Annotated in this window: 24 protein-coding genes; 21 read left to right on the top strand and 3 right to left on the bottom strand. The window is 57.4% G+C overall.

Going from position 1 to position 21,541, the window contains the following annotated elements; translation table 11 throughout:
* Position 1: 1 nt before the first annotated feature.
* Both ACR0A2_RS03655 and ACR0A2_RS03650 read right to left on the bottom strand, forming a co-directional pair.
* Entirely contained in the window at positions 2-1,402 is a 1,401-nt protein-coding gene (locus tag ACR0A2_RS03655) for a selenium-binding protein SBP56-related protein (protein WP_480834080.1), read from the bottom strand.
* A 117-nt stretch (positions 1,403-1,519) separates the two neighbouring features.
* Positions 1,520-2,251 (bottom strand): FadR/GntR family transcriptional regulator, encoded by a 732-nt coding sequence (locus ACR0A2_RS03650; RefSeq protein ID WP_480834078.1) that lies wholly within the window; start codon positions 2,249-2,251, stop codon positions 1,520-1,522.
* Positions 2,252-2,366: 115 nt separating this feature from the next.
* Between ACR0A2_RS03650 and ACR0A2_RS03645 the strand changes: the two genes are divergently transcribed.
* The 19 genes from ACR0A2_RS03645 (at position 2,367) to ACR0A2_RS03555 (ending at position 19,139) form a co-directional block, all read left to right on the top strand.
* On the top strand, positions 2,367-3,131 hold the full coding sequence (locus ACR0A2_RS03645) for a DUF2182 domain-containing protein (protein WP_480834467.1): 765 nt from the start codon (positions 2,367-2,369) through the stop codon (positions 3,129-3,131).
* A 4-nt stretch (positions 3,132-3,135) separates the two neighbouring features.
* Complete coding sequence (locus tag ACR0A2_RS03640; protein WP_152457918.1) at positions 3,136-3,840, top strand: DUF1326 domain-containing protein; 705 nt, start codon at positions 3,136-3,138, stop codon at positions 3,838-3,840.
* On the top strand, positions 3,840-4,367 hold the full coding sequence (locus ACR0A2_RS03635; protein ID WP_171613941.1) for a DinB family protein: 528 nt from the start codon (positions 3,840-3,842) through the stop codon (positions 4,365-4,367). The genes ACR0A2_RS03640 and ACR0A2_RS03635 overlap by 1 nt, the downstream gene beginning before the upstream one ends.
* Positions 4,368-5,471, top strand: coding sequence for a dimethylsulfoniopropionate demethylase (locus ACR0A2_RS03630; protein WP_480834077.1), 1,104 nt, complete (start codon positions 4,368-4,370; stop codon positions 5,469-5,471).
* Positions 5,472-5,560: 89 nt separating this feature from the next.
* Positions 5,561-6,556, top strand: a complete 996-nt coding sequence (acuI, locus tag ACR0A2_RS03625; RefSeq protein WP_152457920.1) for an acryloyl-CoA reductase — start codon at positions 5,561-5,563, stop codon at positions 6,554-6,556.
* 182 nt (positions 6,557-6,738) lie between these two features.
* On the top strand, positions 6,739-7,302 hold the full coding sequence (gene frr / locus ACR0A2_RS03620; protein ID WP_171116013.1) for a ribosome recycling factor: 564 nt from the start codon (positions 6,739-6,741) through the stop codon (positions 7,300-7,302).
* 9 nt (positions 7,303-7,311) lie between these two features.
* Positions 7,312-8,043, top strand: coding sequence for an isoprenyl transferase (locus tag ACR0A2_RS03615; RefSeq protein ID WP_171116012.1), 732 nt, complete (start codon positions 7,312-7,314; stop codon positions 8,041-8,043).
* On the top strand, positions 8,040-8,822 hold the full coding sequence (locus ACR0A2_RS03610; RefSeq protein ID WP_152457923.1) for a phosphatidate cytidylyltransferase: 783 nt from the start codon (positions 8,040-8,042) through the stop codon (positions 8,820-8,822). The genes ACR0A2_RS03615 and ACR0A2_RS03610 overlap by 4 nt, the downstream gene beginning before the upstream one ends.
* The gene (gene dxr, locus ACR0A2_RS03605) at positions 8,822-9,994 is read left to right on the top strand and encodes a 1-deoxy-D-xylulose-5-phosphate reductoisomerase (RefSeq protein WP_480834076.1); all 1,173 of its coding nucleotides are present in this window, start codon (positions 8,822-8,824) and stop codon (positions 9,992-9,994) included. The genes ACR0A2_RS03610 and dxr overlap by 1 nt, the downstream gene beginning before the upstream one ends.
* A gap of 4 nt (positions 9,995-9,998) precedes the next feature.
* A complete protein-coding gene (rseP, locus tag ACR0A2_RS03600) occupies positions 9,999-11,351 on the top strand; it encodes an RIP metalloprotease RseP (protein WP_480445080.1) in 1,353 nt (450 codons plus the stop codon).
* 78 nt (positions 11,352-11,429) lie between these two features.
* Positions 11,430-11,558, top strand: a complete 129-nt coding sequence (locus ACR0A2_RS03595) for a hypothetical protein (RefSeq protein ID WP_480834075.1) — start codon at positions 11,430-11,432, stop codon at positions 11,556-11,558.
* Between the two features lie 235 nt (positions 11,559-11,793).
* Complete coding sequence (gene bamA, locus ACR0A2_RS03590) at positions 11,794-14,046, top strand: outer membrane protein assembly factor BamA (RefSeq protein ID WP_480834074.1); 2,253 nt, start codon at positions 11,794-11,796, stop codon at positions 14,044-14,046.
* A gap of 108 nt (positions 14,047-14,154) precedes the next feature.
* Positions 14,155-14,631 (top strand): OmpH/Skp family outer membrane protein, encoded by a 477-nt coding sequence (locus ACR0A2_RS03585; RefSeq protein ID WP_253283443.1) that lies wholly within the window; start codon positions 14,155-14,157, stop codon positions 14,629-14,631.
* A 73-nt stretch (positions 14,632-14,704) separates the two neighbouring features.
* On the top strand, positions 14,705-15,178 hold the full coding sequence (gene fabZ / locus ACR0A2_RS03580) for a 3-hydroxyacyl-ACP dehydratase FabZ (protein ID WP_152457928.1): 474 nt from the start codon (positions 14,705-14,707) through the stop codon (positions 15,176-15,178).
* Entirely contained in the window at positions 15,175-15,960 is a 786-nt protein-coding gene (gene lpxA / locus ACR0A2_RS03575; RefSeq protein WP_480445082.1) for an acyl-ACP--UDP-N-acetylglucosamine O-acyltransferase, read from the top strand. The genes fabZ and lpxA overlap by 4 nt, the downstream gene beginning before the upstream one ends.
* Before the next feature lie 4 nt (positions 15,961-15,964).
* The gene (locus tag ACR0A2_RS03570; RefSeq protein ID WP_480618500.1) at positions 15,965-16,759 is read left to right on the top strand and encodes an LpxI family protein; all 795 of its coding nucleotides are present in this window, start codon (positions 15,965-15,967) and stop codon (positions 16,757-16,759) included.
* On the top strand, positions 16,759-17,925 hold the full coding sequence (lpxB, locus tag ACR0A2_RS03565; RefSeq protein WP_480834072.1) for a lipid-A-disaccharide synthase: 1,167 nt from the start codon (positions 16,759-16,761) through the stop codon (positions 17,923-17,925). The genes ACR0A2_RS03570 and lpxB overlap by 1 nt, the downstream gene beginning before the upstream one ends.
* Complete coding sequence (locus ACR0A2_RS03560) at positions 17,918-18,493, top strand: hypothetical protein (protein WP_480618496.1); 576 nt, start codon at positions 17,918-17,920, stop codon at positions 18,491-18,493. Before lpxB ends, ACR0A2_RS03560 begins: the two co-directional genes overlap by 8 nt.
* Positions 18,494-18,593: 100 nt before the next feature.
* Complete coding sequence (locus tag ACR0A2_RS03555) at positions 18,594-19,139, top strand: carboxymuconolactone decarboxylase family protein (RefSeq protein WP_152457933.1); 546 nt, start codon at positions 18,594-18,596, stop codon at positions 19,137-19,139.
* Here ACR0A2_RS03555 and mnmA read toward each other — a convergent pair.
* The gene (mnmA, locus tag ACR0A2_RS03550) at positions 19,136-20,281 is read right to left on the bottom strand and encodes a tRNA 2-thiouridine(34) synthase MnmA (protein ID WP_480834071.1); all 1,146 of its coding nucleotides are present in this window, start codon (positions 20,279-20,281) and stop codon (positions 19,136-19,138) included. The two genes, ACR0A2_RS03555 and mnmA, sit on opposite strands and share 4 nt — an antisense overlap.
* 128 nt (positions 20,282-20,409) lie before the next feature.
* Here mnmA and sciP point away from each other — a divergent pair, with 128 nt between their 5' ends.
* Both sciP and ctrA read left to right on the top strand, forming a co-directional pair.
* Positions 20,410-20,703 (top strand): CtrA inhibitor SciP, encoded by a 294-nt coding sequence (gene sciP, locus ACR0A2_RS03545; protein WP_170344350.1) that lies wholly within the window; start codon positions 20,410-20,412, stop codon positions 20,701-20,703.
* Between the two features lie 86 nt (positions 20,704-20,789).
* Positions 20,790-21,506: a response regulator transcription factor CtrA gene (gene ctrA / locus ACR0A2_RS03540; RefSeq protein ID WP_480834070.1), complete on the top strand. Its 717-nt coding sequence runs from the start codon at positions 20,790-20,792 to the stop codon at positions 21,504-21,506.
* Positions 21,507-21,541 lie beyond the last annotated feature (35 nt).

Here is a 21,541-nt window from a genome sequence, read left to right as displayed (position 1 = left end):
CTCAGACCGACGGATAGCAGAAGCTGTCGGTTGAACAGTCTCCGCCCTCCAACCGGATCTGGTGGCTGCGATAGCCCTTGGGAAACTCTACCCAGAACTTCGGATCCAGTGTCAGACCACCATTTTCACCGACATCAGCCTTGACCATGGCCGCACCACCTTCCTCGGGGTAGAACTGGTCGTCCCACGTGGAATAGAGCGAATTGGTCCAATAGACGCGTTTGCCGTCGCGGCTGATTTCGACCATCTGTGGACCATAGCCAAAGGTTTGACCATTTGGATGCTTTGTCTTTTTGACGATTCCGCCGATTTCGACCTTGCCTGCCAGGGTTGGGTTCATCGGGTCGGATACATCGTATTGATGCATCTCGCCGGTTCCCCAGCACGCGACATAGAGGTACTTGTCGTCCAGGCTCAGGTCGATATCAGTAACCAGCGGCGGAACGGCAGAGAAGCCCTTCAGAAGGTCAGGAAGATCATCAGGATCAGCGGGTTGCGGATCGATTGTTATGGTCTTCTTGGCTTCGAACGTGCCGTCATCATTGCGCCACCAGGTGAAGATCGCACCTTGCAGGTTGGTCGTGTCGACGACAACGCCGCAGAACCCGTATTGTTTTACGGGATCATGCGCGGGGCGGATTTCCAGGGCCATCTGATGGTTTTCGCCCAGATCGATGGTTTGAATATTCGTCCGGTTCCGAAGGTTCCAGAAATGGATCCGGTGGCCGTACTTGTTGGACAACAGATCCTCGGCCACCAGCCCGTTTTCGAATTGCGGTGGCAGCCCCCATTCGGAACTGACCATGTAGTCACGCGGCAGGTTCCACCAGAAATCATAATGCTTGTCCTGCACGCCGCGCTCGATCTCATAGCGCCCGATGATATCGAAGGTCTCGCAATCCATGATGAATATACCCGGAGGGCCATCTGTGCCGTCGGGGCCGCCGCCACCAAGGGTGCTGACATAGATGCCCTCAGGCCCGCAATGGATCGTGTGCGGGCGGGAATACCCTGTCTTTGCAAAGACTTCTTCGGGTTCGATGATCTTGTGAATCTTAGCCTCAAGCGGGTTCTTCACGTCAATGACATAAATCCGGCTGGACCGGATGCCCGGGATGATCAGATAGCGCCGCTCCAGAAACGCATGACCGCTCAGCGGCGACAGGGAAGAAGAACAGGCGTTCCAGCCGAAATGGTGAAATTCGTCACCCTTTTCGGGCATGATCACCTGATGCGCGATCTTTCCGAAATCGTCCGAGCTTGGATCGACATTCACAACCGCCAGCCCGTCGGGTTGAGAAAAGTCAGGGCTGAGCATCAGCGTGAATGCAAGCGTCTCAGCGGGGCCCTCCATCGCCAGTTTGGCGGATGGATAAAAACTAGGGTCCGGTCTTTGGTTCATAACGTCCTCCCGTAAGTCATTGAACTTCAATTCATATTGAAAGTTCCGATCTTGGCGCCGGATGACAATCTGCCCGCTTGTTTGCCCCTTGTTCTGATCTTGTTTCGAATGCGGCCCTCAGGTCGGTTTACGTTTGCTTTCGGCTACGTCATGCGCCAGCCGTCGTGTGTAATGTTCCAGATCAATAAGTGCGGTGTCTACGGTGTCTGCGTCTTTTGCCTCAAGCGCGTCCACTATTCTGCTGTGCAGTCCGATGATCTCTTCGCGGGATCGCGCCGTGAACGTGATCATGTTCATCAGCGGTTGCATCGCTTCCACGGCGCCTGCCAGCTGATAGGACAGGACCGGGTTGCCAGCCCCATCCACCAGCGCGCGATGAAAAGTGACGTCCGAGGCGCAAAATGCTTCGTCCGTCAGGCCCGGTTGGGACTGGCGGAATATTTCTGCCCGCATGGTTGCCAGGTGATCTGCCGTGCGCCGCTGCGCGGACAAAGGCGCACAGGCCCTTTCCAGGGCATATCGCGCCTCGCATGCGGTATCGAAGCTGACCGCATTCATCGACAGCAGCAATGTCGAAGTCGTGACTTGCTGAGAATAGGCATCCTCAAAGCTCAGGCGATTCACGAACGCCCCGCCGGAAGCGCCGCGTTGTGTGCGGATCAAGGATTGCGCGGCCAGCCGTTTCAATGCCTCACGCACGGTCGGGCGAGAGACCTGGAGCTGATCCGACAGCTCGGCTTCGGACGGCAGGCGCGCGTCCACGATCAGTTCACCCGATACGATCGCATCCCGAATGGCCTGGGCGATCTGGGCAGACAGGTCTGCGGTTTTCCGGGGCGCGGTTTTCATCTTCAGACGACCTTGGGCAAATTTTTATTTGTCTGACATTTAAAAGTCTGACATTTGAAAAGCAAGGGAGTTGAGTCGGGAGGCCGAAGTGAGTCGTACGTGGCTGCGCAGCGGAATGTGGCTGGGCTTTTATGTTCTGATCTTGTGGGCGTGGTGGGTCATGTTCTCGATGAGCCGGGACATGGACCTTGATCTGATCGGCCGTCCGGGGCCGATGGGGCAGGCGATGGCCGCGATGGATCCGCGCATGGATATGTACATGCCCATGGCCGAGTTCGGGCCGCTGTTTTCAATGTGGGCGATCATGATGGCGGCCATGATGCTGCCGACCCAGATCCCGACCCTGCGCAGTTACGATGACCTGATCCGCAGCGCAAATGGCAGCCGCGCCGGCTGGCTGGGGGTTCTGGCCGGGTATTCCGTCGTCTGGGTCGGGTTTGCGGCCGTGATCGCAGGAATTCAGTTGGTTCTGCTGTTTGGCGGTGTTGTCGATATGCTGGGAATTGCCAAATCCGGATGGATCGCGGGCGGCTTGATGATTGCCGTGGGCGCCTTTCAGTTTTCCCGCGCCAAAGAGGTGTGCCACGGTGTCTGCCATGCCCCGATGACCTATTTCCTGGGACATTGGAGAACCGGTTTTGCAGGTGGCGTGCGCATGGGCCTGGGTCTTGGCGCGTTTTGCGTCGGCTGTTGCTGGGGCTTTATGGCACTTGGCTTTGTCGGCGGTGTCATGAGCCTGTTGTGGATGGGGCTCGCGACCCTGTTCATGGTTTTGGAGAAACTTCCTCAGATCGGGCACGCCGTGACCCGTCCAATGGGGTTTGTGTTGATTGCGGGCGGTCTTGTCCTGCTCGTGTATCCAATTAGCTACGGAGGATAAGCCAATGGCTAAAAACAGAAAACCAGACGCCGACCGGCTGCCCGTCAGCCAGCGCATCGACAGCCGCATGCCCAATCCCAAGCGGCGAGAGATGAGCCCGACGGAATGGGCCATCAAGGGCGAGTTGATCCTGAACTGTTCATGTGACGTGTTCTGCCCCTGCGTGGTGTCGCTGGGCGCACATCCCCCGACGGAAGGTCACTGCCATGCTTGGATGGGCATCATCGTTGATGAAGGCCACTATGAAGGCGAGGATCTGTCGGGTCTGAATGTCGGGTTGCTGGTCGATATTCCGGGCCGGATGGGGGAAGGCCAGTGGAAAGTCGCCGCTTATGTCGACGAGCGCGCAAGCGGCAAGGCTTACAACGGTTTGTTACAAATCTTCAGCGGTCAGGCGGGCGGCACGACCGGTCTGTTTACCATGCTGGTCAGCGAGATCATTGGTGCGGAACGGGCGCCGGTCCAGATTGAGCGCGACGGAAACAAACGTCGGATCGCGATTGGTCGCAAAATCCAGGGAGAGATCGAGATGCTTGCGGGCAAGGACCCGGAGCATCCGGTGATGGTCTCAAATTCCAAATATTGGATGGGACCTGACATCATCGTGGCGCGTGGCACCAAATCGAAGGTGCGCGACTATGGCCGGGTCTGGGACTTTGGCGGCAAGTCCGCTGAAATCTGCCCGATCGACTGGCACGGGCCCAAATGATGATCACGGGTAGGTATGCGCAGGAAATGGCGCGTTACAATCACTGGCAGAACAAACAGTTGGCAGAGTTTTTGCAATCTCTGACACCGAAGGAGCTGACCCTTGAACGCGGGGCGTTCTTTGGCTCGATCATGGGCACGGTGAACCATCTGCTGTGGGGCGACTGGATGTGGATGTCGCGTTTCGAAAAGCGCGACGGGCCAGATGGCAATATTCACAAGGCGGGCGGGGGTATCCATGAAAGCGTATACCTGTGCCCGGACCTGCAAAGCTGGTTGGCGTTACGCGAAAAGATCGACACGCGTATCCTGCACTGGGCAGAAGGGCTGGGGGATGATCCGCTGACCGGATCGTTCACGTGGTATTCCGCCGCAAAAGAGGCCGATGTCACAATGCCTTACGCGCTGTGCGTGATCCATTTCTTCAATCATCAGACCCATCACAGGGGACAAGTGCACAAAATGCTAACCGAGACGGGCTCGGAAGCGCCTGTCAGTGATATCGTCTTTATGCCGCAGGAGGTATGAATGCCGCAGATTTCCGCCTCACGCCGCTTGCGGCGCACTCCGTTCTCTGAAGGAGTCGAAGCTGCCGGGGTCAAGGGCTATACGGTTTACAACCGCATGTTGTTGCCGACGGTATTTGAAAGTGTTGAAGCCGATTACCGGCATCTGAAGACCCATGTTCAGGTCTGGGATGTGTCGTGCGAGCGGCAGGTTGAATTGCGTGGCCCTGATGCTGCGCGTCTCATGCAGATGCTGACCCCGCGCGATCTGCGCGGTATGCTGCCGGGGCAATGTTTCTATGTGCCGATCGTTGATGAAACCGGCGGCATGCTGAACGACCCGGTGGCGGTGAAGTTGTCCGAAGACCGATGGTGGATCTCGATTGCCGACAGTGATCTGTTGCTGTGGGTCAAGGGTATCGCCGTTGGGTACCGTCTGGATGTGCTGGTGGATGAACCGGACGTGTCGCCGCTTGCCGTTCAGGGCCCGAAGGCAGACGAGCTGATGGCCCGTGTCTTCGGGGACCGAGTGCGCGACATCCGTTTCTTCAAATTCGACATGTTCGAGTTCGAGGGGCGCGATCTGGCCGTCGCGCGATCCGGTTATTCGAAACAGGGTGGTTTCGAGATATACGTGGAAGGTGGCGATATCGGCATGCCTTTGTGGAACGCCCTGTTTGCCGCCGGCGAAGACCTGCACGTGCGCGCGGGCTGCCCGAACCTGATCGAACGCATTGAGGGCGGGTTGTTGTCCTATGGGAACGACATGACCGACGACAATACCCCGCATGAATGCGGTCTGGGAAAGTTCTGCAACACGCATACTGCGATTGGCTGTATCGGTCGGGATGCCCTGTTGCGTGTTGCCAAGGAAGGGCCGGTGCAGCAAATCCGGCCAATCGCCATCGCTGGTGATCCGGTTCCGGGCTGCGATCGTCCCTGGGACCTGTTTACAAGCGGCAAGCGCGTGGGGCAGGTGACATCGGCGGCTTGGTCTCCGGATTTTGAAACCAATGTGGCGATCGGTATGGTGCGCCTGAGCCATTGGGATGCCGGGACGGAACTGGAAGTGGAAACACCGGCCGGGATGCGCCGCGCGACCGTGCAATCTCATTTCTGGATCTAGCAGAATCAAGGACGCTGCCGCGTCGACCTCGGGATATTTTGAACCAGCTGACGACATGGGCTGGTCGCTGAACACGAAAGGAATGACAGATGTTCAATGCACTTGTGATGGACAAGGATGAAGAGAGCGGACTTGCCACCGGCTCGATCAAACAATTGTCGGTGGATGACCTGCCGCATGGTGATGTCACGGTTGCGGTCGAATATTCCACGGTGAACTACAAGGATGGCCTGTGCCTGTCTCCGAAAGGGGGCGGGCTGGTGCGGGCCTATCCGCATGTCCCGGGCATTGACTACGCCGGCACGGTCGAGGCCTCATCGGATGACCGCTACAAACCCGGTGACAAGGTTGTTCTGACCGGATGGCGCGTTGGTGAGGCACACTGGGGCGGCTATTCGCAAAAAGCCAACGCGCGGGCCGATTGGCTGGTGCCGCTGCCCGATGGGCTGACAACGCGTCAGGCAATGGCTGTGGGCACTGCCGGGTTTACTGCGATGCTGGCGGTCATGGCGCTGGAGGATCATGGGCTGACCCCGGATCGTGGACCGGTATTGGTGACCGGAGCCGCGGGCGGCGTCGGATCGGTGGCCACGGCCATTCTTGGCAATTTGGGCTATGAGGTCGCCGCGGTCACCGGACGGCCCGAAACCGGTGACTATCTGAAATCACTTGGTGCGACGACCATCGTGCCGCGCGACGACCTGAACGAGACTACAAAACGTCCTCTGGAAAGCGAAACATGGGCGGGCTGCGTTGATGCTGTGGGCGGCGCCATGCTGGCGCGTGTTCTGGGCCAGATGAAATACGGCTGTTCAGTTGCTGCGGTTGGTTTGGCAGGGGGCGCTGCTTTGCCTGCGACGGTGATTCCGTTCCTGCTGCGCGGCGTGAACCTTTTGGGCATCGACAGCGTGATGCAGCCCTATGACAACAGGGTGCGCGCGTGGAAACGGATCGCCACGGATCTGCCGATGGACAAGCTTGAGGCGATGGTTCAACCGGCCGGTCTGTCCGATCTGCCGCAACTGGGCGCCGACATTCTGAAAGGTCAGGTCAAGGGCCGCGTCGTGGTGGACGTGAACGCCTGAGGCTGACCCATGACCTCAACCTGGCCGGAGAAACTCGGCCAGGTTCCGGAAAACGATGTTTGTCCAAATTGGTCGCAACACCTCTGGTCATTGATACAATTCCCGATCATGATTGCTATACATCCCAATTGCGATGGCGTAAGACCCATCCAAAGATTACCTGAAGACGGGGAGTGAGCAGAATGTCTGACGACTTCGAATTGGACACCGATGATCTGCAGCGCCGCATGGATGGCGCAATGGCCAATCTGAAAACCGAATTTGCATCATTGCGAACAGGGCGTGCTTCGGCCTCGATGCTGGAACCTGTCATGGTTGACGCTTACGGTTCGATGACACCGATCAACCAGGTGGGCACCGTGAACGTGCCCGAACCGCGAATGGTCACTGTAAACGTCTGGGACAAGTCACTGGTGGGTAAGGTGGAAAAGGCCATCCGCGAAAGCGGCCTTGGGATCAATCCGCAATTGAACGGCACCATCATAATGCTGCCGATACCCGAGTTGAACGAAGAACGTCGCCGCGAGTTGAGCAAGGTCGCCGGTCACTACGCGGAAAACGCGCGCATTGCGATCCGGAACGTGCGTCGCGATGGCATGGATCAGATCAAGAAGGCCAAGGCGGACGGCATGTCGGAAGATGACCAGAAGCTTTGGGAAAGTGAAGTTCAGGACATGACGGATGAGATGATCAAGGCCGTAGATGCTGCGCTCGAAACCAAGCAAGCCGAAATCATGCAGGTCTGAGCCGAACTGATGCCAAAAGACCCGCAAACCGAGCTGGAGTCCGGCCCGCGCCATGTGGCCATCATCATGGATGGCAATGGTCGTTGGGCGCAGGCACGCGGCCGTCCCCGGCTGTTCGGCCACCATGCCGGTGCGCGGCGCGTGCGCGAGGTTGTCGAGGCCTGCCCAGGTTTGGGGATCAAGTACCTGACAGTGTTCGCTTTTTCGACCGAAAACTGGAAGCGGACCCAGGTCGAGGTGGCCGGCCTGATGAACCTGTTCCGCCGCTATATCATCAAGGAAACCCGTACACTTGCGGATAATGGCATCCGCGTTCGGTTCATCGGAGATCGAGTCCGGCTGGATTCCAAGTTGATCGAGTTGATGGACTCGCTGGAAGAAGAAACCAAGAACAACGATCTGGTTCATTTGACCGTCGCGCTGAATTACGGTGGGCGCGACGAAGTAGCACGCGCCACCAAGCGTCTGGCGCGGGATGTGGCTGAAGGGCGGCTGAAACCCGAAGAGGTAGATGAAGAAACTCTTCCTAAGTATCTGGATACGCGGGTTCTTCCTGATCCCGACCTTGTTATTCGAACCAGCGGTGAAGCGCGGATTTCAAACTTTCTTCTTTGGCAATCGGCTTACTCGGAATATGAATTCATCGACACCCTCTGGCCGGACTTCACTGCTGCTGAGCTGGCCCGTCTGTGCCAGAATTACGGCACCAGAGATCGGCGGTTCGGAGCGGTTCTGGCATGAGAGACGGCCGATGGTCTGACCTGACAACACGGGTTCTTTCTGCTGCAGTTCTGGTCGTGATCGGATCAATCGAAGTCTGGCTTGGCGGGTGGTGGTTCGAAACCTTCATTGCCGCAGCCTGTGGTCTGATGACGTGGGAATTGGTTCGGATGATCGACCCGCAAGCCCGCGGCGTGGCCGTTCAATTGGGGATTCTGACAAGTATCACCGTGGTTCTCAGCTATCATCTGCCGCCGATTTACACTTTGCCGGTCGTGCTTGCGCCTGCGCTTGTGGGAGTGGGGCAGATCAGTCGTTCGAAGGTTCTGTTCGGGATGTTCGTGGTCTGGATCGTCGGGGCCGGGCTGGGTTTCATTTCGATCCGGGAAAATTCCGGTTTTGGCTGGATGGTTTGGCTGATTGCTGTCGTGGTCGCCACGGACGTCGCGGGCTATTTCGTGGGTAAGGCGGTTGGTGGCCCGAAATTCTGGCCCAAGGTCAGCCCGAAGAAGACGTGGTCGGGAACCGCCGGAGGGTGGGCCGCCGCGGCATGTGTCGGCGCGGTTTTTGCAAGCCTGGCCGGCTTTGGATTCGCTTTTGTCGTTGTTTCTGTTTTGGCTTCAATGGCAAGCCAAGCCGGTGATATTGTCGAAAGCGCGGTCAAACGCAAGTTCGGTGTCAAAGACAGTTCGAACCTGATACCGGGCCATGGCGGCTTTCTGGATCGGTTCGATGGCATGATGGGTGCCGCGCTGTTTGTTCTTATCGCGGGGCTGATCTATTCGCCGGGTGAAATGTAATGCGAAAGGTATCTGTTTTTGGAGCCACCGGGTCGATCGGGCAGAACACGATTGATCTGATTTCGCGCGCACCGTCCGAGTATGACGTCGTGGCCTTGACCGGTGGTGTCAATATTCAAAGGCTTGCGGATGACGCGCGTCGGCTCGGTGCCGATATTGCCGTCACCGCTCATGAAGACCGGCTTGATGACCTGCGTTCCGCTTTGTCCGGCAGTGGCGTCGAGGCGGCTGCGGGCCCGCGTGCCATTGTCGAGGCCGCGGCCCGTCCGGCGGATTGGATCATGTCGGCCATTGTCGGCTCGGCCGGGTTGGCGCCGGGGATCGAGGCGTTGAAACAGGGGACGACCCTGGCACTGGCCAACAAAGAGACATTGGTCTGCGCAGGATCATTGGTTCTGGAAACGGCCAAACAGCATGGTGCGCGATTGCTGCCGGTCGACAGCGAGCATTCGGCAGTGTTTCAGGCTTTGGTCGGTGAAGACGTCGAAACAGTCGAGCGTGTGATCATCACCGCCAGCGGCGGGGCGTTCCGAGATTGGCCCCTGAGAGAACTGGTGAACGCGACTGTTGAACAAGCTTCCAGCCATCCGAATTGGGATATGGGGCAGCGTATCACTATCGACAGCGCATCGATGTTCAACAAAGCGTTGGAAGTCATCGAAACAAAAGAATATTTCGGTGTTGAACCGGATCAGATCGAAGTGCTGGTGCATCCGGAATCCATAGTACACGCCCTGGTTGGCTATCGTGATGGTGCGATGATGGCCCATATGGGGGCACCCGATATGCGCCACGCCATCGGTTATGCGCTGCATTGGCCCGAAAGACGGGAATTGCCGATACAGCGCCTTGATTTGGCCAAGCTGGGGCAACTGCGTTTCAACGCGCCGGATCTGGCACGTTATCCCGCATTGAAACTGGCCCGGGACGTGATGGCACGTGGCGGCCTGGCGGGCGCTGTTTTCAACGCCGCGAAGGAACGTGCGCTGGATCATTTCATCGCGCGACGGACCGGATTTCTGGATATGGCTGATGCCGTCGCAGCGGTTCTCGACAGGTTCGACGCGTCAGACAGCCTCATTGATGCCCCGATGACCCTTGATAACGTACAGCGAACAGACCATCTGGCACGTCAGTGGGTCGATGACGCTGTGGTGGAACGAGCAGGATAGAATTTTGGACGTACTTTCCCTAATCCCGCAATTTGGCAATCTTCTCTGGACGATTGTCGCGTTTGTCATCGCATTGTCGGTCATCGTCGCGGTGCACGAATACGGCCACTACATTGTGGGGCGCTGGTCCGGTATCCATGCCGAAGTGTTCTCGATCGGGTTTGGCCCGGTTCTCTGGAGCCGTGTCGACAAACGGGGGACCAGATGGCAGATCGCGTTGCTGCCGTTTGGGGGGTACGTAAAGTTCCTGGGCGATGCCAATGCAGCATCGGGCAAGGATGAAAAGGCGATGGAAGGCATCGCCACCCAAAGCCCGGAAGAGCTGCGCCGCACCATGCACGGTGCCCCTTTGTGGGCACGGGCCGCAACGGTCGCGGCCGGACCTGTCTTCAACTTTGTCATGTCCATTCTGGTGTTTGGCCTGATTTTCTGGTCACAGGGCGTATCGAAAGAGCCGCTTACAGTCGGATCGTTGCAACCCTTGCCGGGCACTGTGCAGGAACTGAGAGAAGGTGATGTGATCACCGCAATCGCCGGTATCCCGACACCTGACTATGATGAAGAGGGCGCCTGGCAGGACTTTATCGAGGCGCTGCCTGTGGAACCGGTTCTGGACTACACGGTGAACCGGGACGGTGAAACCCTAGATGTACAAGCACCATGGATGTTTCCACCCCTGATCCGCCAAGTGGCCCCACGCAGTGCGGCGATGGATATTCAGCTAAAACAAGGCGATGTCATCACGGCGGTGAACGGGGAACCGATCTTTGCCTTCGAGCAGCTGAAGGACTTCGTCGAAGGGTCCGACGGCCGGGTTCTGCTGTTAGACGTCTGGCGGGATGGGTCCGAGCTGGAATTCGCATTGGCCCCGCGACGCACGGACGAACCTCAGCCGGATGGCGGATTCGTCACCCATTGGCGGATAGGGATCATCGGGGGCATGATGCTGGAGCCGGCAACTGAACCGGCCGGTATTCTGGATTCACTGACCGGCGGTGTCAGACAGACGGTTCGTATCATCGAAGGGTCGCTGTCGGGTATGTGGCACATGGTGACGGGGGCAATCAGCACCTGCAACATCTCGGGGCCGATCGGAATTGCCGAAACTTCGGGGGCAATGGCCAGTCAGGGGGCGCAGAACTTCATTTTCTTCATCGCGGTTCTGTCGACGGCGGTGGGATTGTTGAACCTGTTTCCGATCCCGGCATTGGATGGGGGGCATCTGGTGTTCTACGCCTATGAAGCCATTGCAGGGAAACCACCCAGTGATGGGGCCTTGCGGGTGCTCATGGGGGTAGGGATCACCTTAATTCTCACCCTCATGCTGTTTTCAGTGAGCAACGATCTGTTTTGCTGATTGTGGCGCGCGGCGCAAGATTGGGCCGCAATATTGCCTCATTCTGACGTTATGATCTTTGCGTCTGAGGGAAAAGCCATGACCAAAACGCTGAAAAAATCGTATCAGAGCTTTAGCTTCCTGTTCGTGCTGAATTGGGATGTTCTGTTGAGCTTTGCGGTTACGGCGTTGGCCATGGCAGGTGCCGCCTATCTGGCGACCATGTGATTCTTACTGAAATTAACGTCGTCAATTTGAATGGCAGTCTTCGCGGCTGCTTCTATTTCGCCTTTTGACAAGCTCATTCAATCCCGCTACTCAGCATTAAAGTCTTAAATTCTGGGTAGAGCATAAAATGACTGACAGGCGAGGGGCGGGCACATCCTGCGGGCAGCAAATGCCAACAAACAATATTTTGTGGCAGGCGCTAGCGGTTCTTTTCCTTTTTGTTGCTGCAAGCTTAATGACTTTTCCGCATGCAGCACAGGCGCAAAACTATACGATCAATTCGTTTGATGTTGAGGGCAATCGCCGGATTGAAACCGGTACGATCATCGCCCGAACGGGAATCGAACCTGGCCAGACTGTAACTGCGGGCCAGCTCAATGATGCCTATCAGCGTTTGCTTGACAGTGGTGTATTTGAAACAGTTGAGCTGACACCGCGGGGGTCTACGCTGGTCATCACGGTTCAGGAGTATCCGACGATCAATCAGATCAGCATCGAGGGTAACGCCCGTGTCAAAGACGACGTGTTGTTGGACGTTATCGAATCTCAGCCGCGCCGCGTCTTTACCCCACAGTTGGCCGAGTCTGACGCCGACATGATTGCTGAAGTGTATTCAGCCCAAGGCCGAGTTGCCGCGACCGTAATCCCTCGGATTATCCGCCGTAGCGACAACCGAGTTGATCTGGTTTTTGAAGTGGCAGAAGGCACGACCATTGAAGTGGAACGTGTCAGCTTTGTTGGCAACCGTGCCTTTTCGGACCGTCGTTTGCGCCGTGTTCTGGAAACCAAGCAGGCAACCTTCCTGCGGACGTTCTTCCGGAACGACACGTTCATCGGCGATCGTATCGAGTTCGACAAGCAAGTCATTCGGGATTTCTACCTTTCACGAGGCTATGTCGACTTCCGCGTGAACAGCGCCAATGTCGAGTTTACCCGTGAAAGGGATGCTTTTTTCCTGGTGATGAATGTAACCGAGGGCCAAAAATTCTCGTTCGGTAAAATCACGACCGTCAGCGAAATTCCGGGCGTCGACCCGGCACCTTATCAGGACGCGCTGAAGATCAAACCCGGCGTGACATATACGCCGACGCTTGTTGAAAACTCGATTACAAGACAAGAGCGACTGGGCCTGAAGCAAGGCGTGGATTTCCTTCGGGTGGAACCACGTGTTACGCGCAATGACCGCGATCTGACTTTGGATGTCGAATTTGTTCTGACAAAAGGTCCTCGGATCTTTGTCGAGCGGATCGATATTGAAGGCAACACAACCACCCTGGACCGAGTGATCCGCCGGCAGTTTGACACTGTTGAAGGTGACCCGTTCAATCCACGCGAAATCCGTCAGGCTGCGGAGCGTATCAATGCCTTGGGCTTCTTTGCCGTCGCCGAAGTCGAACCGCGCGAGGGATCGTCGCCTAGCCAGGTCATTCTGGACGTAGACGTTGAAGAACAACCCACCGGCTCGCTGAGCCTTGGAGGCAGCTACTCGGTTACGGACGGTTTCGGGATTGCAATTGGTCTGAACGAATCCAACTTCCTGGGCCGAGGCCAGAACCTTGGAGTTTTAATATCTACAGCACAGGACTCGGAACAATACACACTCAGCTTTACCGAGCCCTATCTGCTGGGCCGCAAGCTGCGCTTTGATCTTGGTCTGGGGCTGTCGGCTACCAATTCCGGGTTTGCAAGTTACGATACAAGCAGTCTTTTCTTCACACCGCAGTTGACCTACGCGATTGGTGAGTTGTCGGCTCTGCGGCTCCGTTATGGCTGGGACCGCAGCGAGATGACGCAGCAGAGCAACGAAGTTAACGGTGCGGTGATTTCTTCAGAAATTGCGCAGGGCAAACGGACGTCCAGTTCGTTGGGACTGTCCTACATTTATGACAGCCGTCTCGGCGGCCTGGACCCCAACACTGGCGTTCTGTTTGAAGTAGGTGTGGATGCCGCCGGACTTGGAGGGGACAACAAATTCTTCAAGACCACGGCTCGTGGCATCGCGCAAACCCGTGTTTGGAACGAAGAGGTGGTGCTTCGGGCAACGATGGAACTGGGCGCTCTGCATTGGCGCGGAAACGATTTCAGCCGTACTGTTGACCGGTTTGTGCTGGGCCCCAATACTTTCCGGGGTTTCGAACCTGCGGGTATCGGACCGCGTGACCTGTCCAACGGTCAGGATGACGCGATCGGGGGCAACTACTACTGGGTTGCCCGTTTCGAAACCGACTTCCCGCTGGGTCTTCCCGAGGAACTCGGTCTGCGCGGTGGCTTGTTCTATGATGTTGGCAACCTCTACAACATCGACAACGTCAATACGGCAGGTGCAACTATTGTCGGTGCAAACGGATCGATCCGGCACGTGATCGGAATTTCGGTGCTCTGGGAAACTCCGTTCGGGCCGTTGCAGTTCAACTTCTCGCAGCCTCTCAAGAAAGAATCTTTCGACAAGGAGCAGAACTTTGACTTCACGATCCAGGCCCGGTTCTGATCCGCGATGCTGAACAGATTGCTTGGCAGAACACGGGGCCCGCTTTGGGCCCTGTGCGCTTTTATGACGACGGTTTCGGCGCCTTTGGCAAATGCTCAGCAGCTTGGTATGCCACAATCCAGTGTTGTCACCCTGTCCAGTGAAGAGTTGTTTGCCAAGTCCGCGTTTGGACAGCGCGTTTTGCGCGAAATTGAAAAGGAAAGCGCCTTACTGGCCGAAGAAAACCAACGGATTGTCGCGGAACTGAGCCGCGAAGAAAAGGAACTCACCGAGCAGCGCGCCACCATGTCGGCCGACGAGTTCCGCCCCCTGGCCGAGGCGTTTGACCTCAAGGTTCAGTCCCATCGTGAGGGGCAAAGGGCAAAGCTAGATGTTCTGTCTCGTCGCAGTGAAGAAGCCCAGCAGACCTTTTCCGAGATTGTGCGCCCGGTGCTTGTCGATCTGTTGCGCGAAATTGGAGCCAGCGTGATGATCGAGCGATCCAACGTCGTCGTAAGCACGTCAGACATTACCGATGCCGCAATTATCCGAATAAACGCTGCGATTGGTGATGGAAGCGACTTGCAAGAGGATCAGGGCGAATAGGTTCGCTTGCCCTTGCAGTGCTGTATTGCTAACCACGCAAAAAAAGAAACATCCAAAACGGGATATCTGCATCATGAGCACTGAAACCAAAAGCGCAGACATTCAGCTAATCCAGAGGATTCTGCCGCACCGCTATCCGTTTTTGCTTGTCGATAAGGTGGTAGATATCTCGGGCTATCAGTCGGCGCGTGGAATCAAAAACGTCACCATGAACGAACCACATTTTCAGGGGCATTTCCCCGGTACGCCGATCATGCCGGGTGTCACCATTGTCGAGGCAATGGCGCAGACCGCCGGTGTGATGCTGGGTGTGGGAATGGACGTCATCGACACCGAGTTGTTGATTTACTTCATGAGCATCGACAAGTGCAAATTCCGCCGCAAGGTTGTGCCCGGAGATGTGCTGGAAATGCATGTGGAAACCGTGCGTGGAAAAAAAGGCGGAAAGCTGTTCAAATTCAGCGGCCGCGCAACAGTCGAAGGCGAAGTCGCCGCCGAGGCGGAATTCTCGGCCTATGTCGACTGGGATATGGAAAAAACAACATGAACGGAGTCCATCCCAGCGCAATTATTGAAGATGGTGCGCAGATTGGACAGGATTGTATCATCGGTCCCTTCTGCCACGTGGGCCCACAGGTGAAACTGGGCGATCGGGTCGAGTTGAAATCGCATGTGGTCGTGACGGGCGACACCTCGATTGGCGAAGATACCGTTGTGTTCAATTTCTCGGTGATTGGTGAGATCCCTCAGGATCTGAAATTTAGTGGCGAAAACACCCGGCTTGAGATTGGCAAACGCAACCGCATTCGCGAGCATGTTACAATCAATACCGGTACGGAAGGTGGCGGAGGGGTCACGCGGATCGGTGACGACTGTCTGTTGATGGCGGGTGTTCACGTGGCCCATGACGTTCAGATCGGCAACCGTGTGATCATGGTGAACCATGCCGGCGCGGCGGGGCATTGCATCGTCGAAGACGACGTGATCGTCGGTGGCATTTCGGGGTTGCATCAATGGGTGCGCGTTGGACGCGGGGCCATTATTGGCGCGCTGACCATGGTGCCCAAGGATGTTATTCCTTACGGCCTGGTACAGGCGTCGAGGGGTGAGCTGGATGGCCTTAACCTCGTCGGTCTCAAGCGCAAGGGTGTATCGCGTGAGGATATCTCGGCGCTGCGCGCGGCCTTCAAGGAATTGTCCGACGGCGAAGGCACCTTTATGGATCGCGCCAGCCGGATCGGTGAAGGCAACGAAAGCCACTATGTGCAGCAGATCGTGGATTTCGTCACCGGCCACAGTGACCGATCCTTCCTGACCCCGAGGAAATAGGGTCATGCTTGCGTTGATTGCGGGAACCGGGGCGCTGCCGACCGAAGTTGTTGCGCAGTTGGCAGAACGTCCTCTGATCTGCGCGATGGAGGGGTTTCTGCCGGACACCCTGAGTGCGGATGTCGTGTTTCCTCTGGAACAGCTGGGCAGTTTCATCGCTGACCTGAAGGCGCGGGGCGTGACCGATATCTGTCTGGCCGGCGCTGTTCGGCGCCCGCCAATCGACCCATCGCGCATCGACGCCGCGACGCTGCCATTGGTTCCGATCATCCAAAAGGCCATCCTGTCCGGGGATGACGGAGCTTTGCGCGCCGTGATCGGAATTCTTGAAGGGGCCGGCCTCACCCTCAGGGCCGCGCATGAGATCGCGCCCGGTTTGTTGCCGCCTGTGGGATGTCTGACCGAGGCTCAGCCCTCGGACGCCGACATGGCCGACGCTGACCGCGCCGCCGGGATTCTTCGGGCAATGGGGGCGGCGGATACGGGGCAGGCTTGTGCCGTGTCCAAAGGGCAGGCGCTGGCCATCGAGGGGGTGTTCGGCACCGCGTGGATGCTGCAATCCCTGACCCAACGCCCCGACGCTGGCGGCGGCATTCTGTTCAAAGGTCCCAAACCCGATCAGGATCGGCGCGCCGATTTGCCCGCCATCGGGCCGAAAACCGTTACCGACACGGTTGCGGCAGGTTTGTCCGGGATCGTTTTGGAAAAAGGCGGTGTACTGGTTCTGGAAAAAGAGCGTGTCATCGCTGAATGCAACCGTCTGGGTCTGTTTCTCTATGTCCGCGAGCGGGCGGTCTGATGCGTGTCTTTCTGGTCGCCGGTGAACCTTCGGGCGACCGGTTGGGCGGCGCGCTGATGGAGGGGTTGAAAACCCTGGTGCCCGAGGTTGAATTCGACGGTGTGGGAGGCCAGCTGATGCAAGCGCAGGGTCTGCGCAGCCGGTTCCCGATGTCCGAACTCTCGGTCATGGGGCTTGTCGAAGTGCTGCCGAAGTTTTTCCACCTGAAACGGCGGATTTCCGAGACGGCACAGGCGGTGCTGGACACGAAACCGGATGTTCTAATCACCATAGACAGCCCGGATTTCAGCTTGCGCGTCGCCAAAATCGTAAAAGCCGACAGCAACATCCGAACCGTGCATTATGTTGCCCCCAGTGTCTGGGCCTGGCGCCCCGGGCGTGCAGGCAAGATGGCAAAGGTCATCGACCATGTGCTGGCGCTTCTTCCTTTTGAACCTCCGTACATGGAGCGGGCAGGGATGGAATGCGACTTTGTCGGCCATCCAGTGGTTGGCGAACCGATTGCAACACCAGATGAGATCGCCGCCTTCCGCCACCGCTTTGATCTGGGCAATGCGCCGATCCTGCTGGCCTTGCCCGGGTCTCGGCGGGGTGAGATCGAACGTCTGGCAGAGTCTTTCGGCGGCGCGTTGCGGTTGTTTTTCGATGACCACCCGAATTACCGCGTGGTGATCCCGACCGTAGGTGCGACAACCGATCTGATAAACGACCTGGTGCCAGAATGGCCTGGCACCCCCGTGGTGCTGGACCCGCGCCAGGTGGGGGCAGAGCAAGCCACGGCCGACAAACGAGCGGCCTTTGGCGCCGCAGATCTTGCCCTTGCTGCTTCGGGAACGGTTTCGCTGGAACTTGCGGCGCAGAATACGCCGATGGTCATTGCGTACAAACTCAACTGGCTGACGCAGAAAATGGCGGAACGGATGGTCAAGCTTGACACCGTTACATTGGTCAATCTGGTTTCGGAAACACGCGCCGTGCCGGAATGTCTGCTGGATGATTGTCAGCCTCAAAAAATCGCCGAAGCCTTGCGAAATGTCGCCGACGCCCCCGATGCGCAACAGCAAGCCATGAACCTGACCATGGACAGGTTGGGGCGTGGGGGCGAAGCACCCGGCTTGCGCGCGGCGCGGGCGGTTTTGAACAGAATGCAGCCACGCAATGCTTGATCACGCGCTGTTTGCAGTCTCTGCCGGGATCGCGATGATCTCTACCAATCTGGACAATCTGGCTGTCTTGTTGGGCTTGATTCTGGTGATGGAACAGCGCCGTGCGATCGTGGGCTTTGCCGTCGCTCAGACGATCGTACTATCCCTGGCCATGACCGTGGCCGTGGGCCTGAACCAGAGCGGCCTTCCGTTTTGGATCGGCTATCTTGGCCTTGTCCCACTGGTGTTTGGCTTGCGTGGGATCTGGTATCAGTTTCGCGAGGCGGACCCCGAAGGTGCGGAGTCAAAAGGGGCGGTGACGTCGGTGGTGACGCTTTTCCTGAGCCTCTCGATAGACAGTTTTGCGGTAATGACCCCTCTGCTTGCGGATTCGGCGCCGTCCTATCGGGTCGTGGCGTTGATCGGTGCCGCCAGCGCGGCCGCCTTGCTGGTTGTTGTTGCGGCATGGGGGGCGCCCCACGCCAAAAGCCTTGGCCCGCGCGTTGCCCGGCTGGATCGGATTGCGCCATATATCATGGTCTGCGTCGGGCTCTATATTCTCTTCAACTCTCCCACCGATATGGTGTGACCCGGCAAAGAGAGCACTTCGTCTCGCATATGTGACCTGCAAAGGTCTGTTGCAGGAACGCAGGTCCAAGGTATCGTGACCCAGAAAAGGAGCTTTCGACATGACCCGCATCCCCCCTTTGTCGGATCAGGAAATGACGGCCGACGCGCGCGCGTCCCACGCTGCATTGGGCGCCTACGGACCATTTGACAACTGGGCCCGCGTCGCAGCGTATTGCCCTCCGGTTCTGAACCACGTCACGGGAATGCTGACGACCCTGCGAGAGCAGGAGAACCTGCCGCGCCGTGCGTTGGAGCTGGCGATGGTGACGGTTTCAAAACTGAATGCCTGCGATTATTGCGTCTCGCATCACACACCGCTGCTGACCGTGGCGGGGCTGAGCCCCGAAGGGGCGGCGCGTCTGCCGGACGTCGAGGATCATCCGGAACTGGATGCCTGTGACAAGGCGGTCGTGCGCTATGCCGAAGCCGTGACGATCCGGTCGGGCCGTATGAAGGATGCCGAAGTGGCGGATCTGAGGGAATGGTTCACCGATGCCCAGATCGTTGAGCTGACCTGGCGCATCGCCTTGTGCGGTGCGTTCAATCGGTTCAACGATGCATTGCAGATTCAGATCGAACCCGAGGTCGAGCCGGTTTCAGCCTAATACCCACGCCAGATCCAGCCGCCGCCGAACACGCGGCTGCCTTCGTTTGCGTAAAATACGCAGGCCTGCCCTGGCGAGATTCCTTCCTCGGGGGTCAGCAGTTCGACCTCGGCCGTGGTGTCCGACAGCGGCCGAATGATTGCCTCGCGTGGCGGGCGGGTCGAGCGGACTTTGACGGACAGATGCCATTCATCGCGTGACGAGAAGGGTTCATCGCCCAGCCAGTTGATCTCGCGCACCGGAACGACGCGCGTTGCCAGCATCTCTTTCGGGCCGACAATGACCTGCTTTTTGTCGACGTCCAGTTTGACGACGTAAAGCGGCTCGCTGAGGCCGCCGATACCAAGACCGCGACGTTGCCCGATCGTATAGTGGATCACGCCGTTGTGCTGCGCCAGTACGCGGCCATCGGCGTGAACGATCTCGCCGGGTTCTGCGGCTCCGGGGCGCAGTTTTTCGATGACGCTGGCATAGTTGCCGTCGGGCACGAAGCAGATATCCTGGCTGTCGGGCTTGTCCGCCACCGACAGCCCATACTGCGCCGCCATCTCACGGGTTGCGTCTTTTGACGGCAGGTGGCCCAGCGGGAAGCGCAGAAAATTCAATTGCTCTGGCGTGGTCGAGAACAGAAAATAGGACTGATCGCGATTGGCGTCTTCGGCGCTGTGCAGTTCCGGTCCGTTGGCGCCCATCTTGCGCTGAATGTAATGGCCGGTGGCCATGCAGTCTGCCTCGAGATCCTTGGCGGTTTCCAGAAGGTCCTTGAATTTCACGCGCTCGTTGCAGCGGATGCAGGGAACCGGCGTCGCGCCGGCCAGATAGCTGTCGGCAAACTCGTCGATCACGGCATCCTTGAAGATGTTCTCGTAATCCAGAACGTAATGTGGAAATCCGCGTTCTTCCGCCACGCGTCGCGCATCATGAATATCGATTCCAGCGCAACAGGCACCTTTCTTGGCCAATGCCGCGCCGTGGTCATATAGCTGCAAAGTCACACCGACCACATCATAGCCCTGATCGGCCAGATAGGCCGCGACAACGGAACTGTCGACGCCCCCCGACATCGCCACAACGACCCGCGTTTCCGAGGGTGGTTTGGCAAAGCCAAGCGAGTTCAGCGGGGTCTCGGTATCGAGGGCCATTGCAGATTCCAGTCCGGGTTAAGAAAGACCGGCAGAATATAGGAAAATTCTACACACTCTCAAGGGGCGGTTTCACGCGACTTTAAGTAGGCTGAGGGCAGCTTTGGTGCAGCAAGAAGGGTAAAGCGATGTATTTGCACAAAGTTGAAGGGCCAAGGTCTGTTGCTCTGCCGGATGGATCCATTTTGACGCATGCGGATTTACCGCCCGCGAACACAAGGCGATGGGTGGCGTCACGCAAGATTCTTGTCGTGCGTGGCGTGCTTTACGGGCTGATCAGCCTGTCTGACGCAAAAAAGAAATACGGCCTGAGCGACGAAGAATTCAACGGTTGGGTTTCTTTGGTCGCGGAACACGGCGTCGAGGCGTTGAAGGCGACGGCGCTAAAAAAGTATCGACAACCTAAAGGAGAGCGTGAATAAATGATTCAACGGTAACGTCAGATTAACCATTCTTGGTCAGGTTTAATTTTAATTGGAATTATTGACCCGAATTGGAGCAGTGAAAAATGCGCATACTTCTTGTCGAGGATGATCCGACCACGTCCAAAAGCATCGAACTGATGCTGACGCATGCGAACCTGAACGTCTATGCGACGGATCTTGGCGAAGAAGGAATTGATCTGGCGAAACTCTATGATTACGACCTGATCTTGCTGGATCTGATCCTGCCGGACATGAACGGGCATGAGGTTCTGCGCCAGTTGCGGATCGCCAGGGTGGAAACGCCGATTCTGATTTTGTCCGGTGCTGATGATACCGAAAGCAAGATCAAGGGATTCGGCTTTGGCGCCGATGATTATCTGACCAAACCCTTCCATCGCGAAGAACTGGTGGCACGCATCCATGCCATCATCCGCCGTTCCAAAGGGCATTCGCAATCGATCATTCATACAGGGCGAATTGCGGTGAACCTTGATGCAAAAACCGTGGAAGTGGATGGCAAGACGGTTCATTTGACCGGCAAGGAGTACCAGATGCTCGAGCTGCTCAGCCTGCGCAAGGGGACGACTTTGACCAAGGAAATGTTTTTGAACCACCTGTATGGCGGCATGGATGAACCTGAACTGAAAATCATCGATGTGTTCATCTGCAAACTGCGCAAAAAGCTCAGCAACGCGACCGGCGGACAGAACTATATCGAAACCGTCTGGGGCCGTGGCTATGTGCTGCGAGATCCGCAAAGCAACACGCTGGACGAAACACGGATGGCAGTCGGGCTTTGATTTGAAACACCCGTGCCGCCGGTGGTCCAGGGCGG

Source organism: Ruegeria sp. H8, assembly GCF_056532905.1.
The sequence above is the reverse complement of the archived record's forward strand: the minus strand, read 5'-3'. Positions and strand labels throughout refer to the sequence as shown.